The 15,955-nt window shown below is 67.7% G+C and carries 15 protein-coding genes and 3 pseudogenes; 12 read left to right on the top strand and 6 right to left on the bottom strand.

Annotated features, from left to right (window positions below):
- The first annotated feature begins 91 nt into the window (after positions 1 to 91).
- From ACIF83_RS35565 to ACIF83_RS35550, 4 genes are all read left to right on the top strand, one after another.
- Positions 92 to 997, top strand: coding sequence for a LysR family transcriptional regulator (locus tag ACIF83_RS35565; protein ID WP_143611723.1), 906 nt, complete (start codon positions 92 to 94; stop codon positions 995 to 997).
- A 225-nt stretch (positions 998 to 1,222) separates the two neighbouring features.
- The gene (locus ACIF83_RS35560; RefSeq protein ID WP_399733209.1) at positions 1,223 to 2,026 is read left to right on the top strand and encodes a hypothetical protein; all 804 of its coding nucleotides are present in this window, start codon (positions 1,223 to 1,225) and stop codon (positions 2,024 to 2,026) included.
- Positions 2,013 to 2,399 carry a hypothetical protein gene (locus tag ACIF83_RS35555; RefSeq protein WP_399733206.1) on the top strand — a complete coding sequence of 129 codons (387 nt, stop codon included), beginning with the start codon at positions 2,013 to 2,015 and terminating at the stop codon, positions 2,397 to 2,399. Before ACIF83_RS35560 ends, ACIF83_RS35555 begins: the two co-directional genes overlap by 14 nt.
- Positions 2,400 to 2,630: 231 nt before the next feature.
- A complete protein-coding gene (locus ACIF83_RS35550) occupies positions 2,631 to 3,020 on the top strand; it encodes a hypothetical protein (RefSeq protein WP_399733203.1) in 390 nt (129 codons plus the stop codon).
- Positions 3,021 to 3,325: 305 nt separating this feature from the next.
- On the opposite strand, the pseudogene ACIF83_RS35545 reads toward ACIF83_RS35550, so the two are convergent.
- Positions 3,326 to 3,641: pseudogene (locus ACIF83_RS35545) on the bottom strand (transposase); the annotation flags it as partial.
- Between the two features lie 557 nt (positions 3,642 to 4,198).
- Here ACIF83_RS35545 and ACIF83_RS35540 point away from each other — a divergent pair.
- Positions 4,199 to 4,735, top strand: coding sequence for a hypothetical protein (locus ACIF83_RS35540; protein WP_399733200.1), 537 nt, complete (start codon positions 4,199 to 4,201; stop codon positions 4,733 to 4,735).
- A 234-nt stretch (positions 4,736 to 4,969) separates the two neighbouring features.
- On the opposite strand, the gene ACIF83_RS35535 is transcribed toward ACIF83_RS35540, so the two are convergent.
- Positions 4,970 to 5,812, bottom strand: coding sequence for a helix-turn-helix domain-containing protein (locus ACIF83_RS35535; RefSeq protein ID WP_399733198.1), 843 nt, complete (start codon positions 5,810 to 5,812; stop codon positions 4,970 to 4,972).
- Between the two features lie 103 nt (positions 5,813 to 5,915).
- Between ACIF83_RS35535 and ACIF83_RS35530 the strand changes: the two genes are divergently transcribed.
- From ACIF83_RS35530 to ACIF83_RS35510, 5 genes and pseudogenes are all read left to right on the top strand, one after another.
- The gene (locus tag ACIF83_RS35530) at positions 5,916 to 6,626 is read left to right on the top strand and encodes an SDR family NAD(P)-dependent oxidoreductase (protein WP_399733195.1); all 711 of its coding nucleotides are present in this window, start codon (positions 5,916 to 5,918) and stop codon (positions 6,624 to 6,626) included.
- Between the two features lie 68 nt (positions 6,627 to 6,694).
- The gene (locus ACIF83_RS35525) at positions 6,695 to 7,147 is read left to right on the top strand and encodes a nuclear transport factor 2 family protein (protein ID WP_399733193.1); all 453 of its coding nucleotides are present in this window, start codon (positions 6,695 to 6,697) and stop codon (positions 7,145 to 7,147) included.
- Between the two features lie 149 nt (positions 7,148 to 7,296).
- Positions 7,297 to 8,265, top strand: a complete 969-nt coding sequence (locus tag ACIF83_RS35520) for an IS481 family transposase (protein WP_399733190.1) — start codon at positions 7,297 to 7,299, stop codon at positions 8,263 to 8,265.
- 184 nt (positions 8,266 to 8,449) lie between these two features.
- Positions 8,450 to 9,301, top strand: coding sequence for a methyltransferase domain-containing protein (locus tag ACIF83_RS35515; RefSeq protein WP_399733187.1), 852 nt, complete (start codon positions 8,450 to 8,452; stop codon positions 9,299 to 9,301).
- A pseudogene (locus ACIF83_RS35510) lies at positions 9,298 to 9,904 on the top strand (IS5 family transposase); the annotation flags it as partial. The gene ACIF83_RS35515 and the pseudogene ACIF83_RS35510, both read left to right, overlap by 4 nt.
- Before the next feature lie 276 nt (positions 9,905 to 10,180).
- Here the strand turns inward: ACIF83_RS35510 and ACIF83_RS35505 are convergent.
- Positions 10,181 to 10,420, bottom strand: a complete 240-nt coding sequence (locus tag ACIF83_RS35505; protein ID WP_393480035.1) for a hypothetical protein — start codon at positions 10,418 to 10,420, stop codon at positions 10,181 to 10,183.
- Positions 10,421 to 10,824: 404 nt separating this feature from the next.
- Between ACIF83_RS35505 and ACIF83_RS35500 the strand changes: the two genes are divergently transcribed.
- Positions 10,825 to 11,049, top strand: a complete 225-nt coding sequence (locus ACIF83_RS35500) for a hypothetical protein (protein ID WP_393480033.1) — start codon at positions 10,825 to 10,827, stop codon at positions 11,047 to 11,049.
- Between the two features lie 45 nt (positions 11,050 to 11,094).
- Here ACIF83_RS35500 and ACIF83_RS35495 read toward each other — a convergent pair.
- The 3 genes and pseudogenes from ACIF83_RS35495 to ACIF83_RS35485 form a co-directional block, all read right to left on the bottom strand.
- Positions 11,095 to 11,964: pseudogene (locus ACIF83_RS35495) on the bottom strand (IS5 family transposase).
- A 45-nt stretch (positions 11,965 to 12,009) separates the two neighbouring features.
- Entirely contained in the window at positions 12,010 to 12,372 is a 363-nt protein-coding gene (locus ACIF83_RS35490; RefSeq protein WP_399733183.1) for a hypothetical protein, read from the bottom strand.
- Positions 12,373 to 12,653: 281 nt separating this feature from the next.
- Entirely contained in the window at positions 12,654 to 14,633 is a 1,980-nt protein-coding gene (locus ACIF83_RS35485; RefSeq protein ID WP_399733180.1) for a tetratricopeptide repeat protein, read from the bottom strand.
- A 582-nt stretch (positions 14,634 to 15,215) separates the two neighbouring features.
- Between ACIF83_RS35485 and ACIF83_RS35480 the strand changes: the two genes are divergently transcribed.
- Positions 15,216 to 15,920, top strand: coding sequence for a DUF4097 family beta strand repeat-containing protein (locus tag ACIF83_RS35480; protein WP_398141689.1), 705 nt, complete (start codon positions 15,216 to 15,218; stop codon positions 15,918 to 15,920).
- Positions 15,921 to 15,955: the final 35 nt, after the last annotated feature.

Genomic DNA, 15,955 nt, shown 5'->3' with positions numbered 1-15,955 from the left:
ACTGCGCGCTACTTCTTGCGCTTTCGCCTCAACGGTATGCAGCCCTGCAATTAACTTCAAATGCATGTCAGGCACGCCTAGGATTACTCGCATGCAATTGGATTTGAATCTGCTCGCCGCGCTCGACGCGCTGCTGGAGGAGGGCAGTGTGGCCGGGGCGGCGGCGCGCCTGCATGTCACCGCCCCCGCGATGAGCCGGAGTCTGGGCCGGATTCGGCGCACGACCGGGGATCAGATCCTGGTGCGCACCGGCCGCACGATGACCCCGACGCCGTATGCGATCGCCGTCCGGGAACAGGTGCATGAGCTGCTGCACCAGGTCCAGGGGGTGCTGGCACCGAGCCGTGAACTCGATCTGGCAACGTTGGAGCGCACTTTCACACTCCGCTGGCACGATTCCCTGGTCGCCTTGAGCGGTCCCGCACTGCTCGCGGCCGTGCGCGGACAGGCGCCGGGCGTGCGATTGCGCTTCGTCGCGGAATCGAGCATCGACACCCCCGAGTTGCGGCGCGGCGAGGTCGACCTGGAGGCGAACGCCAACCGCCCGAGCGCACCGGACATCCGTGCCGAGAACGTGGGCGAGACCCGCCTCGTCATCGTCGTGAGGCAGGGGCACCCCCTCACCCGCGTCAGGACCGTCACCGCAAAGCGGTACGCCGCCGCTGAACACGTCACCGTCTCGCGACGTGGGAACCTCAGCAATGCCCTCGACGACGCCCTCGCGCGGCTCGGCCTCACCCGCCGCGTGGTGGCGACCGCGCCCACGGAAGCGGCCGCGCTGGAGTTCGCGCGCGGCTCCGATATCCTGATCAGCGTTCCCGAAGCCACCACGCGGTCAGCGGTCGCCGACCTCGGCCTGGTCGTGCTCCCCCTCCCACTCGAACTGCCGTCGGCACCGATATACCTGTCGTGGCATCAGCGCTACGACACCGACCACGCCCACGCCTGGCTGCGCGGGCTGGCCCGAACCGCGCTGGCCATGTGCGGAGCGTCGTAGTCGGCGCCGTCCGGCCGCTTCACCCACGTCCACGGTCCACGCGTCCACCACGGCGATCTGCTTGAACGTCAGCAGCGGCTTGTCCGTGCGGGTGCTGGCCGTGGAGGCGGCCAGACCGACGCCTGCGGCTCACAATCGCGGATCGCCGGTGTGCAGATCAATCTCACCGGGATTTCCTGGACCTCAACTACTCACGCCCCTATCCCGAAGCCGAGGGACCATAGAGTGAACACAACGGCCGTCGGCACCTCGCAGGCCGCGGCACACGTGGCGGGACTCGCCGCCTACCTGCTCTCCACGTCAAAGGATCTGACCCCCGCGACCGTCGGAGAGGCCATCACCATTCTGGCTGTCCCCGACCGCCTGCTCGATCTGCCAGTGGGCAGCCGAACCTGCTGGCGTTCAACAACGCGTCGACCGGCTGACCATCTCCGTACAGAGGGCACGTCGATCGTCGGCTCCGCCGACTACGCCGCCGCCTTCGCCCTCGTCGCCCAGCAGCGCTTGCAGACGCCGACGACCACGGACGATCTCGCGACGGACGCGGCGTCGCAGGACCTGGCGGACCGCATCGCCCACTTCGCCGGCGCCGGACTCCTGGACACGGACAACCCACGCCTGGCCGCCGACCACTTCAGCGCCCTGACCGTCCTGCTGGCCTACGAACGGCAACCGATCCCCGCCACGGCCTCGGCGGGCGCCCACATGTCATTCGACGGCTGGACCTCGAGCCGACCGGGCGGGGTCTGCTTGACCAGGCCGATGATCCGGGAGCGTTCGGCCTCCGTGATCCTTTGTTTGCGGCCCTGCCCGCCCAGATCCTCCAGACAGGCTCGCAGCATCGCTCTCTCCCAGCTCGCCACCGAGATCCCCGCCGCGATCCTCGTCCGCACCGTCGGCATCCACACTGACGTCGCCGTCGCCTGGCAACGGCTCTCCGCGGGCGACTGGACCAACTACGCCGCCCAGGTCAGCCAGCGCATCAACCAACCCCACCAACACGGAGACGGAGACCATGCCCCTCGATGACCAACGCATCTGGGCTCTGTTGAGGGGCCTCGATGATCCCGATCACATGGAGTTCCCCCGAAACTACGACCACGCCGCGGCGCGAGCCCGATTCGACCAGCTCGCAGCAATGCTGGACCAGCGGTTCCGCTGCACCTGCAGCGTCGACCGAGGTGCACAGGACGCCAGCCACCAGGGGACGATCGTCATCCCCACCATCGCGACAGCCAGCGGCGACCACATCACCATCACCGTCAGCGACTTCAGCAACCTCGTCGCCGTGACGCTCGGAAACCCCGGCAGCTACAACGAGGAAGAAGAAGGCCTCCTTTTCGAGAGCACCGACCGTCGCTGCATCAACGACCCATGTGGCGTGGTGCTTCGGAGGCTCTGATCCCTGTAGTGGTGGAACGCCGGTGTGCTGACTGACCGTCGGGGCGAGAAGTTGGGTCAGGGATCGCTGTTGCCGGGCCTGATCCGCGCGTAAGTAATTCCGTCGATCACTCAGGCGGCGGCCCATAGGGTGCCCCTAATGCTTTCGTCAGGTTGCCCGGAGAGACAGCCGGGGCGGCGTGAATTCGCGGACCGGTGTTCAAAGACCTGCCGGGTCGAGGGGAGTGGACGGATGACGGTTTTTGAGTGTGCGGAGTGCGGTCGTCGCCTCAGCCGAGACGTCGAACTGCTCGCGCAACTGCCGGCGCATCACGCCGACGAGGTGGGGCCGGGCGAGATGCCGGAGGCCACGATCCCTCGCGGCCGCTACGCGATTGACCCCGAGCCGTTTACTCACGGGCAGGTGCCGGGTCTCCCTGGTGACATCGTGCTTCACCCTGAGGACGCAGTAGGGCTGCTGGAGCACCCGGACGAGCGCCGGTCGGAAGGCTGTTGCGGCCCGGAGGGCCTGTTCGGCATCAACCGCATCTGCCCCTGCGGGGCCGAGGTGGGCACGCTCCTGGCCGACTGCTGGACGGCCTGCGAGCTGCACCTGCACCCGACCCGCGTCCGGGCCGCCTGAGCAGCGTGCAGCCCCGAGCTGCCAGGAGCGGGGCCCTCTCGGCGCGGACGAGAGCGTGGAGCCCGACCTGCTGCCAAGCGCGGGTCGGGGCGCCTGCACTCGGGCGGTCCGGAGCGCCGACGGCCTGGCCCCCGGGGCCGCAGGAAACAATTGCCGTCCGGTCAACCCGGAGATGTGCAGACCGCCCGGGCGGGCGAATGCCAGCTGTTCGTGCGCGGGTTGCGGACGCCCCGCTGCGGCGGATGACCTCCCCATGACCATGGGTTTACTCCAAGATTCCTGCTCCACCACTCCACGGAACGCCATCTACCTCGCGTCCGGGGTACGGCGTCGAGGAGCGGGATGAGCTGCGTAACATCGTGGCGGTTTCCGCCGGTCAGCGAGACAACGAGTGGGGTGCCTCGGCGATCGACGATCACGTGGTGCTTGGAACCCGGGCGGCCACGCTCGACCGACAAAGGCCCAACGTGAGCCCCCTTTCAAGACCCTCACGCATGAAGCATCGATACCCGCATCATCCATATCCAGCAGGCCTGCTGCCCGCAGCTCAGCCAGAAGCACCTCGTGCAGGCGGGGCCAGACGCCAGCCTCCGTCCAGTCCCGCAGACGGCGCCAGGCCGTGTGTCGGCGTACTCCGTTGAGTGCTCCACGGAGTACTGAGATACCTGCACCAGGCTCGGCGAGTTGACGGTCAGTACGGCAGGCCGCCCGATACCCCGTTGCCATCGATGCCCACGGGCGCCGATCATGTGCATCCAGAAAGAAGCGGTGCGGAGACCGGCCATGGACACAGGTCTCAACCGAGCTGGAACCGCTCCTCAATCATCCAGACGATCGCAGCAAGGATCTGCCCCCCAGGAATGCGCCGCTGCTCGCCCCAGTTTGGAGGCGATCCTCGGGCACTGGATGTCAGAACCTCTCGATGCAGGCATGGAGAGTCACATCGAGGACGCCCAGCGGCTTTCAGCCGTGCTTCGTGTGTGCATCGACAAGAACGTTGATCTACCTCGTCGCCGAACACCTGCCCCCATTCATCTGGGGCTGGCACTCGTTCCCTCACAAGAGTTGCCGCTGCCACCTGGCCCTTTCCCGGTCCTGGGCTCCTCGTTGATTCACGTGGTAGCACCCCGGTTTTGCAGGTGCTGCCTTGACCGTTCAGGTACGAGGAAGGTGTGCCGGTGGCCGAGGCGAGACTGCAGCGGTGCCTGACCCATCGCGAGGCATGGCGGAGGGACAACCCGCATGCGCCAGCCGCCAAGGGAACAAAGGCCGGGCGAAACCCGGCATCAACATTCCCGCCCCAGATGATCCGCAGCACCCTCCTCTTCGACCTAGTGAACACGATGGACCCCAAGCTCGCCGTGGCGGCCTTCGGCATGGACCCGCAGGCCGGACAGGTCCGGCTCCGGCGGGCCCGGGTCCACCATCGCCTTCGCACCTTCAGGCACCAGCTCCACCTCGATGCTCCCCGCGCCCGATCCAAGGTCGTACGTTTGCGCTCAACCCAAAGGCGCGGCCAGCCGACGTCGGCCCTCGCCGCCACCGTCGACCACCTCCGGGCAGCACAGGAACCCCTCCGCGTCGGCATGATCCGTGCGGCGGACACGTCATGGACGTTCATGATCTTCCTCACTCCCGACGCCACCGCAGTACTGGACTGCACAGGCGTTGCGGGAACCGCCTCACCGGCAGAGCCGGACACCGCCCCGAAGTGACAACAAGTCAGCCCTGGTGACACCTGTCGTGCTTCGGCTCAATGTTGGTGTGACTGAGCGCCGTAGTCGGCCAATCTGAGCCGCGTTGTTGGCCCCCTGATCGCCTTGTGCCCGTCTCGCTGTTGCAGCCGGGCGGTGCGGGCCCGTCCGCTGGCTCCCGGCAGCGCATGCCGCCCGCTCGCGGGGAGAGCACGCCACGGCCAGCTCAGATTCAGCGGCCTCGCCAAGGGGGCCTCATGTCAGTGCTTGGGTGCCGATGGCGCCGAGCAGGGCGAACTGGTCGGCTGTGGTGGTTGCCGGTGGTGCGGAGCAGATGGCGATGCGCAGGTCGTTGCCGGGGATGGTGAGGGTGTCGCAGTCGACGGTGACGGGGCCGAGGTCGGGGTGGTGGACGGTCTTGCTGTCGGTGGTGTGGAACCCGACCGTGTGGGAGTCCCACAGGTCGTCGAAGCGGTCGCTGGTGCTGCGGAGGCTGCTGATCAGCGCCGTGAGGTGAGTGTCTTTGGGGTATCGGGCGGCGGAGGAGCGCAGGTCGGAGACGAGGGCCGTTTCGAACCGGGTCTGCTGGTCGGGGGTGTGGGTGACGCGGGTGGGCTGGTGGGTGAAGTGCCGCCAGGCGATGTTGCGGTCCTTGCCGCGCCAGGGCGAGGGGTCGCCCATGAGCGCGGCCCACAGGGGGTTCCAGGAGATGAGGTTCCAGGCGGCGTCGTGGACGCTGAGCGGGCTGCCGTTCAGCTGGTCCAGGAGGCGCTGGACGCTGGGCGGGACGTGCGGGGAGACCTGGCCGGTGGTGGGCGGTGCCTGGCCGGCAAGGAGGTAGAGGTGGTCGCGCTCGGTTTCGGTCAGGCGCAGGGCCCGGGCGAGGGAGGCCAAGACCTGCGGGGAGGGTGAGGTGGCGCGACCCCGCTCCAAGCGGACGACGTAGTCGACGGAGAGCCCGGCAATCTGCGCAAGCTCTTCGCGGCGCAGCCCGGGGGCGCGGCGCACCCCGCCGAGGGGAAAGCCCAGGTCCTTGGGGCTGGTGCGGTCACGCCAGTGACGCAGGGCCTGGCCGAGGGCTACGGGATCGTCGTTCACCCCTCCATTGTCCGCCGGTCCTGCGCGAACAGCCTGGTACTGCCCGACCCCCCGCTGAGGAGAGCTCTCCCTGTCTCTTCCGGCGGCGCGCAGGCTGAATGGCATGACAACAGTCACCGTGATCACCGGCGCCAACAAGGGCCTCGGATTCGAAACGGCCCGCCGCCTCATCCAGGCGGGCCACACCGTCTACACCGGCGCCCGCGACGCCCACCGCGGCGAGCAGGCCGCCAAGGCCCTCGGGGCCCGCCCGCTGCTGATCGACATCACCGACGACGCCTCCGTTGCCGCAGCCGCGGACCAGGTGCGCGCCGAGGCGGGCCGGGTGGACGTGCTGGTCAACAACGCCGGTGTCGCCGGTCCGGCCGCTTCGGCCGGTGAGCTGACCGCCGCCGACCTGCAGCAGGTCTTCGACACCAACGTCTTCGGCTCGGTACGCACCACGCGCGCCTTCCTGCCCCTGCTCCAGGAGGCGGACCGGCCCGCGATCGTGAACGTCTCCAGCGCGCTGGGCTCGCTGACGATCAACGCCGACCCGGTCGCCCACACCGAACTGCTGCCCGCGTGGGCGCCGCTGCTGGCCTACAACTCCTCCAAGGCCGCACTGAACATGCTGACCGCCGTCTACGCGCAGGCGTTCCCGCAGATCAGCGTGGTCTCCGTCGACCCCGGATTCACCGCGACCGACCTCAACGGCCACCAGGGCACCCAGAGCGTCGAGGAAGGCGCAGCGGCGATCGTCGCAGCCGCCCTCGCCGGCCCCGGCGCGCCGAGTCCCGCCTTCGTCGGCGCCACCGGTCCCCTGCCCTGGTAACCCCTCCGACCTCCCCTCCCCAGCGGCCGCAGCCCGCGGCCGTACCGCACCACCACGAAAGAATGATCATGAACAGCGTTCACCAGAAGACCCTCGAGACCGCCCAGGCGTTCGTCACCGCGTTCGAGAACCGCGACCCCGCCACCGTCGCGTCCCTGCTGTCGCAGGATGCGATCTTCGTCATCCCGCTGTCGATCGCGGGCACCCCGGAGCCCTGGTACGTCTTCGACAGCCCCACCGCCGTGCTCGCCTACATCGAGTCGGTCGCGGCGAAGTTCGACCACGTCACCTTCCTGGACAAGGTCTGGACGGTCAGCGAGGACGCCCGCTCGGTGTTCCTGCAGGCCAACGGCGACATCCTGTCCAACGCCGAGAAGCTCGTCTACAACAACGTCTACATCTTCCGCATCGACGTCGCCGACGGTCACATCGTCAAGGTGTGGGAGTACGCCAACCCCGTCGCCTACGCCAACCTCGGCATCGCCGACTCCGAGGCCGAAGCCGCCGCCCAGGCCCACTGATCCACGGATCAGCTTCCCCCGGGACAATGCCATCTCTCCCTCGCTGCACGAGCAGCCAGGACTGACCAACTACCGCGCTCACTGACCAACTAGATCTAGAACTGACGGACGTTATTGACAGGTGGGTCTCCCGTCCCTAGGAGACCCCCATGACTGAACGCGAGCTCGCAAGACGCGCCCGGCACCGGCTCGCTGTGCTGCGTCACGCGGAGGAGGTGAGCGGCAAAATCGCCGCGACCTGCCGCTACTACGCCATCAGCCGCCAATGCTTCTACACCTGGTGCCGACGCTACGAAGCCGAGGGCCTGGACGGCCTGAAGGACCGCTCCTGCGCCCCGCACCACACGCCGCATGCCGCATGCCACGGCAGGCGACGTGGTCGAGAAGATTCTCTGGCTGCGCCGGCAGTACCGCTTCGGCCGGCGAAGATCGCAATGTATCTGCAGCGCTACCACGACGTGGCGATCAGCACGTCCGGCGTCTGGCGGATCTTGAAGAAGATGGGTCTGAACCGGCTGCCGGCCTCGCAGCGCTACAGACGCCGCTCCATCCGCTGGAAGCTCTACGAGAAGCAGCGCCCCGGTCACCAGCTGCAGGTCGACGTGAAGTTCATCGAGCCGCTAGGCCAGAGCGGTCGGAAGAAGCGCTACTACCAGTACACCGCCATCGACGACTGCACCCGCCTGAGGGTGCTGCGCGCCCAACCCCGCTACGACCAGAAGACCGCGATCCAGTTCATCGACTGCGTCCTGGCCAAGCTCCCGTTCGCGGTCGAGCAGGTCCAGACCGACAACGGCCAGGAGTTCGGCCAGGCCTTCCACTGGCACCTGCTCGACAAGGGCATCGGGCACATTCGGATCAAGCCCCGAACCCCGCGGCTGAACGGCAAGGTCGAGCGATCCCACCGCATCGGCTCCGAAGAGTTCTATCGCCTCCTAGAAGGCCAGGTCATCGACGACGTCAACCTCTTCAACAGCAAACTGCAGGAGTGGGAGGACTGCTACAACTACCATCGCCCCCACGGCGCCCTCGCCGGAGAGCGTGTCTCCCAACTCTTGTGGGGCCACGGAGGCATGAGGGACTTCGCTGCTCGTAGACTCATGACGTGGCATTCATGAGCACCCCGCACTGCTGCTTCCTGTGATCGGAAGGCGCTGAGGGCGATGTCAGACGGCGTCGCCCTCCTTGGTGTGTCTGCTGCGTGAACCACTTCCCAATGCTGCCGTTCTTTCCTGAGGCAGTGACGCTCTGAGCGCGCGTGCAGGCACGGTCTCTTCCCTTCATCCTTGCCAGGAGTGCCTCGTGCCCGTGTCGCTTCCCCCTGCCCTCGAACTGTCCCTCGACCTGCTGCGCTGCCCGACGTGTCGTACGCGCCGCCTGCACCCCGGTCGCGGCGCACTGCGTTGCCCGGTGGGCCACACCTTCGACGTCGCTCGCCACGGCTACGCCAGCCTGCTGACGGGCACCCGCGCCACCAGCGGCGATGACGCATCCATGGTCCAGGCCCGGGACCGGTTCCTGTCCACCGGCTCCTACGCGCCCATCCGCGAAGTGGGGGCTCTCCTGGCGGCCGACGCCGTGTCCGAGCAAGCCACGGTTGTGGACGTGGGATGCGGCACGGGCTACTACCTGGCTGGCGTACTCGACCAGCTGCCCGGCGGCCGTGGTCTGGGGCTGGACACATCGGTGCGCGCGCTGCGCTCGGCAGCCCGTGCTCACCACCGAGCCGCCGCGGTGGCCTGGGACGTCTTCCGTCCCTTCCCGCTGGCCGACGGGGCGGCCGATGTCGTGCTGGACGTGTTCGCCCCACGTAACCCGGCCGAGTTCCACCGCGTGCTGCGCCCTACCGGCCGGCTGATCGTGGTTCGTCCCACCGGTCAGCACCTGGCCGAGCTGCGCGGCCAGGTGCCTGCGATGGTCACGATCGACCCGGTCAAGGAACAGCGCCTGCACCGGGCGCTCAACCCCTTCTTCGATGCCGTCGTCACCCAGCAGGTGGAGTACCCCGCGACCCTGTCCGGGTTGGAAGTCCTGGACCTGGTGGCGATGACGCCGAGCGCACGCCACGTGAGCCGTGCGGACCTGAACGACAACGGCCTCCTGCCCCATCAGGTCACCGTCTCCGTGCTGGCCACCGCCTACCAGCCTCGGTGACCACGAGCGGGCGCATGTGCCTGCTGGCCGACGAGCAATGGGCACGCCTGGCGCCCTGCCTTCCCCGCAGAGCGGGGAAGGCAGGGCGCCCGTTCGCCGACCACCGTCGCATCATCGAAGGGATCATCTACCGATACCGCACCGGCATCCCCTGGAGAGATCTGCCCCGCGAAGCATTCGGTCCCTGGCAGACGGTATGGAAGCGCCACCGCCGATGGGCGGCTGACGGCACCTGGACATGGTTCTGGCCCAACTGACCGCCCAGGCGGACTCGATCAACGAGATCGACTGGACGGTCTCGGTCGACTCGACAATCAACCGGGCTCACCAACACGCCACGAACACGGCCCGGCCGGAGAAGGACACCGGCGCCGCCACCTGCCATAGCAAGAGGGAAGCTCCGGCCACCAGGGGCGAACCAGCCGCCCACGCAAGAGGCCGATCCCGCGGCGGCCTGACAACCAGGATCCATCACGCCGTGCACGGCAACGGCCGCCCGCCGGCCGTCATAGTCACCCGGGTCAGGTGCACGACGCGCAGGTCCTCCCTCTCTTACTGCGAGACATCCGAGTCCCGCGACTCGGCCTCGGCAGGCCGCGCACCGCACGGTGGCCGTACCCATGCCCGAACCGCCCGCGACCAACAAGATCAGCATCTACGACTGGAGTACTAGGCTCCCCGCACTGTAGACGGTCATGTACGCGACTCGGGTCCAGGTGTTGTCGTCCGCCCAGGCACAGACCAGGTAGCTGACCGCTTTCCCGTCGCCCCAGCTCCGCTTCACCTCCCCGCAGCTGACCCTGATGCGAGAGCCGGACGGGGTGACGTCCATCGGCGGCACGATCACTTCACCTATAGGGTGCCTTTCGAAAGTGCTGGTCACGGCCACTCGTTGATGGCGGCGACCAGTACGGACGCCGCGTAGCGGACGGCGAGCTTGTCGTATCTCGTGGCGACCGCGCGGTAGCGCTTGGGGCGACTGATTCCGCAATCCACCGCGTGGGGCGCTTTGTAGTTGGCCTTGTCGAACTTCGGCGGCCGGCCACCGTGCGAACCGGGCTTCTTGCGGTTGGCGGGGTAATCAGGGCGTGCGGCGCGCTGTCCTCGAAGTCCTGCCAAAGGTCGGCGTCCGGCCAACGGCTCTCAACGGACGGAGGACGGGCTACCAGGGGCGCAGTGTCACGGCCATCGGCCAAACGACAGGTAGAGCCCCTCCGGCAGCTGAACCTGCCGGAGGGGTTCTCGCGCTGTGGGCCCGAGGTGCCTGTCAGCGGATTGACCGCTACCGTCGAAAGAGGTGAGGTCGCGATTCAGGACACGTCCCACGACGCGCTCCCGCAACGGTGGGCCTGCTGCCGGTAGACGTGCGTCCCTCGCTTTCACGTGGCGACCTCGACGACAGCGCCGCATCGGTCTTCGAGCGGCACCATCCAGCCATCGCCGGACCCCACGCTTCGGCGTGAGGCCGCGGCCATCCCTCTCGTGCTGGGACAGCGCGAGAATGTGGAAGAAAGAGCAGAGCCATGCGAGTACATCGCGCCAAGCGTGCCTTCGCCTGCGTCGCGGCCGGCTTCCTGCTGGCCGGCGGCACCGCAATCGGAGTGGCGGGCACGGCCGCAGCAGCCGCCCCCGCCACGACGACCGTCTCGGTTCCCGCCGGTTGCTCGTGGCACAGCGGCTGGTACGACAGTTACCACCACTGGCACCAGGGCTACTGGGACTGTAACTCGAACGGGAACAATCGCTGATCTGCCCGCCGTCCGAGCGAGTGGCCGCTGGATCGAATGTGCTCGTCACAGCCGCTCGTTGATGGCCGCGAGGAGGACGGTTGCCTCGTCGCGGACCGCCAACTTGTCGTACCGCGTGGCCACGGCCCGGCGCCTCATGAGGCGATTGATGCCACACTCGACCGCGTGGCGCTCGCGGTAGTCGACCGGGGCGGACTTCGGCGGCCGGCCACCGAACGAGCCGTGCTTCTTGCGGTTGGCCTGGTCGGCCTTGTCCGGGATGGTGCAGCCGATGCCACGCCGCCGCAGGTAGGCGCGGTTTGCACGGGAGGCGTACGCCCTAACCGCGCGGACCGCCTCGACCGGGTACGGGGCCTGCCAAGACCGAGGCGGGGAACCCGGACGCGGCCCAGGACGACCTCGAACTGCGGAGAGTCGCCCCGCTGCCCGGCCGTGACAACAACCGACATGGGCTTTTGCCGCTGCTCCACAGCCAGGTGCAGCTTGGCGGTCAGACCGCCGCGCGAGCGGCCGAGTCCGTGGTCGGCCGGTTCGACCGCGACGCCTCCGGGCGGCTCCTTCTGCAGGTCCCCCTTTTCCGTGCCTGGCGGCGTGCTGGTGGGCCCGGACGACCGTGGAGTCGACGTTGAGGTCTCAGGTGATCAGGTCATTGGCGTCGGCCCGGGCCTGCAGTTCGGTGAAGATCCGGTGCCAGGTGCCGTCCCGCTGCCAGCGCGGGAACAAGTCGTACCCCCAGCCCCACGGCCCGTACTGCTGCGGCACGTCCCGTCACGGGACGCCGGTGCGGACCCGGAACCGTATGCCGTCGATCAGCTGCCGCCTGGTCCATATCGGCGGTCGGTCGGCCTTCTTACCCCTGGGCAACAGCGGCTCCAGAACCGCCCATTGCTCGTCTGTCACATCTCCACGCGCCACGAACCAAGATCAGCTCATGGCCAAGATCCACTTTCGGCACGCGCCCTAGGTGTGCTGGGTGCCGTTGCCCGCCAGTACCCGCGAGCGCACCGCGGCGGTATTCCTGAATCGGCCGTACATGCCGGTCACGACCAGGTCGCCCTGGTCGCCACCGCTCGGGTGGTACCCCACGACGACGCCGTGGACGGCCTTGGCGTCCCTGCTGAGGCGCCAACTCTTCTCCAGCGGCGGTCCCGGGGTCGGGGAGTCGTCCTTGGCCAGCTTGTAATGGTCGCCGAGCAGCGTCCCAGGCGCGGTCAGCGTGGACTCGGCCCGGGGATAGCTGCTGTCGATCTCCTTGCCGACCAGCACCAGCGTCGCCAGGAGCGCGACGATCAGCAGGAAGACCCCGCCGATGATTCCGGCCATGAGACCGACCCGGCTCTTCTCCGGCGGTCCGTCGGCTCAGACGTCCTGGCTGTATGACCAGCACCTTTCACCAGGAGTTCCCCGATGCCGCCCCGGCAAGTACCCGAGCGCCTCCCAAATTCGTCGACATCACACGTCTGTGGATCGAGGTTCCTCCACCGACCCATCGACGAGTGGCTTCACCACTGCTCGACAAAGCCACACGGGCCACCCTCGGCGTGCATGGCCTCGGACACTGCATTGATGCCGCAGCTCATGCCATCACCACGTGAGACATGCCCTCATTGGACAGTTCGACGGTGCGGGCCAGGCTGCTCTCGCCAGTGGGCCAGGGCGCGCTCGCTCTTGACCGTGTCGGGGTGTTCCGGCCCCAGCACTCGGCGCCGGTCGGCTACCAGTTCGGCGAACGCGGCGGCGGCGCCCACGGCGTCCCCGGCCTCGCCTGTCCATAGCGCCAGGTTGTGCCGTGACAGAAGTGTATGAGGGTGGTCGGGTCCCTGGATGCGGACGCGATCAGGGACGATTTCGGCGAACGCGGCGGCGGCACCGGCGGCGTCCCCCGCTCTCCCCCGCCATCGGGCCAGCTCATGACGGACGTTGAGGGTGTCGGGATCGTCGGGACCCAGTACCCGCACGGCGTCGCCGAGAAGTCCGGTGAACACTTCGACTGCGCGCGAGGGATCCCCCGCCTCGCCCAGGCAGAATCCAAGAGTATGCCGGTAGAGGATGGTGTTTCGGTGATCCGGTCCCAGCGTCCGGCGTTGGTCGGCGACGATATCGGCAGCGACTGTGGCGGCTGCTGCCATGTCGCCCGCCTCTTGCAGGAAATGGAAGAGTTCGATGCGCGTGGCACATGTGTCGGAGTCCTGTGGCCCCAGCGCCCGTGACGCGTCGTCCAGGAGCGTTTCGAGCGTAGCCGCAGCTCCCGCAGCGTCACCGCCACCTCGGCGTCTGGCCATACGGCGCCGGGTGTTGAGGGAGTCCCGATCGTCCGGACGCCGGAGCCGGAGGAACTCGTCCAGTAGTTCGGCCGCCGAGGCAGCGTTCGGCATGCTGCCGAGGCCGATGCAGGCGAGCCAGGAGTCCAGGCCGCCTTCCTCTGCCGCCAACCGGCCGAGAAACCAGAAGGTTCCCTCATCACGGGCACGGATACGGTTGCGCAGTTCCTCAAGCGCCGAATCCCGCGTTGTGGATGCGCCGTCGTGATCGAGGATCTCCGCCATCAGCCTGGCCGGCTGCTTCGTGCCCACCGGTTCGCCGGCAGGCAGGGCCTCTGCGGAGGCCGGGATCCCGAATTCCGCGTACAGAGCCGGAAGCTGAGCCAAGACAGCCTCGGCCCGCGGGAGCGACGCCGTCAGGACATCATCTGCGGTTGCCGCACCGACGGTGATCTCGACAGCTTCGCGATACATCCGCTCGAAGCCCTGCAGATGGCCCGCGATCGCACGTCCCGGGTCCCAGAATGCCTCCGTGACCTCGTAGACACCTCCTCCACCGGAGGAGAACAGGTCGCCGTTCCCGTCCACCGACACGAGGCCGTCCGGCAGGTCGGAGCGGCGCCGGGGCGGTGCGGACTCCCAGTCGGGCACGGGCAGCCCGCGTTCGGTCATCTCTATGTCGATCGCATCGCGGACCTTCCCCATGTCGTCCAGGAAGCCACTGATCACGGTCCGGATCTCGTCAGCCGAGTACACGAAACCATGCTGAGGGAACGCGACGGCCACCCTCGGCGAGGTCATCAGGCGATCGTCCCCGTCGTAGACGATCTCCAGGTCCAACGCGTACACGTACGTGTCGAATGTGGGTTCCATGCCGAGCCGGACCTCGAATCGGTCCGCCTCTCCCTGTGCCACCACCTGGGAGAGGTCGATGACGAACCGGGAACCGCCGGCATCCTCCGGCGGCGGAATCGCGACGTCGTACGTGGCGGACACCGGCAAGACCGCGCCGACCCACAGGGCACGGAAGGGGGTCAACCGCATGTCGGCGAACATGCTCCCGCACCGGACAGCGCGGTGCACGCGCACTACGAGTCGCTTGAGTACGGCCGACTGGCCCCCCGTGTTGCGTACCTTCACATCGAGCACGGGAGACGCATCCCGCGGGCCCGACGAACCCGGGGCCGAACCCGACGGTCGCACAATGGTCACGTCGACGAGTTCGACCTGCGACTTCGGCAGGCGCCGCGCACGAAGCGCCGCCCACGCACCGATGATTGCGGCCGCAATGCCACCGATCAGCCCTAGAACCGTAGCCAGCACCAGACCGACGTTACCGTCCGATCGCTCAACTCACCTCCCGTTCAACGGCAGATCACGACCGAACACCCGCCCAGCAGCCCCCTCAACAAAACCAGCGCCCACCGCCAGGACAACCGCACCCAGGCCAAACGCGGCGTCAGACCCACGAACACATCCAACAGACCAACCCCGCCGCCACAGGGGCCAGACCACCTTCGGTCCGCGTCCGGGCTCGGCGGGGGCGGGGCAGGAGGAGGTTCGGCGGGACAGCCAGTCGCAGCAGCCCCCATCCGGTAGAGCCCGGAAGCAAGTCCCGCAAGTACCTCGACTTCGCACAAGTGCGAAGGAACAAGAAGCGCGATGCCACCCGGAAGCCGAGCACTCGCCGATCCGCAACGTCATCCGATCCGAGAACCTGCTGCCCAAGCCGGCATGCCGGCGACCGTGGTCGCCATGAAGGTCGGCCCAGTCCTGGCATTGGGGGGTTCTCCCCATCGCGGGCGGGACTGTGGCTACGTAAAGTCACAGTGACTGATCACCGATTCAACTCGCTCCACACGGGGGAACTACATGCGCCGCCTACAGACGCGCTTCCTTGCAGCAGTGGCTTTGACTGCCCTCACCGTCGGCGGGCTCTCCGCGTGCTCGGCCCTCGATCAGAAGACCTTCGAGGACGACGCCAAGGTGCCCCACAAAATCACCTCGATCCGTCTCGACAGCGGGAACGGCGGGGTGAAGGTGGACGCTTCGGCGGACATCTCGAAGGTCTCCGTGCACCGCAAGGTCAACTACCGTGGTGACAAGCCGAGTGGCACGTCGTTCAGCGTCAAGAACGGCGTCCTGGTGCTCTCCGGCTGCGGCAGGAACTGCAGCGTCAACTACGTCGTCAAGGTGCCCGCCGGTCTTCCAGTGACGGGAGGCACCTCCAACGGTAGCCTCACACTGAGCGATGTCGGCATGGTCGACGTGCACACAAGCAACGGCGAGATCGCGGTGAACAACGCGACGGGCCCGGTGAAGCTACGCACGTCCAACGGTGACGTCAAAGTCAAGGACGTCAAGGGCGGCGACATCGACACGCAGACGTCGAACGGCGAGGTGACGATCCAGACGGCCACCCCTCAGAACATCAAGGCCCGCACGACCAACGGCAGCCTCACGGTCACGGCCCCGCCCGCCAAGTACCAGATCTCGGCGAACGACACCCACGGCGACAAGAAGATGGCGTTCAAGAACGACCCCTCGGGCAAGTACCGCTTGGATCTGTCGACAACAAACGGTGACTTGACTGTGCAGTCGGCAGGCTGAACCCCAAGGGCCGGTCGGAGCAGGACGAAAGTCCC

Source organism: Streptomyces sp. NPDC085866, assembly GCF_044541035.1.
GTDB lineage: Bacteria > Actinomycetota > Actinomycetes > Streptomycetales > Streptomycetaceae > Streptomyces.
The sequence above is the reverse complement of the archived record's forward strand: the minus strand, read 5'-3'. Positions and strand labels throughout refer to the sequence as shown.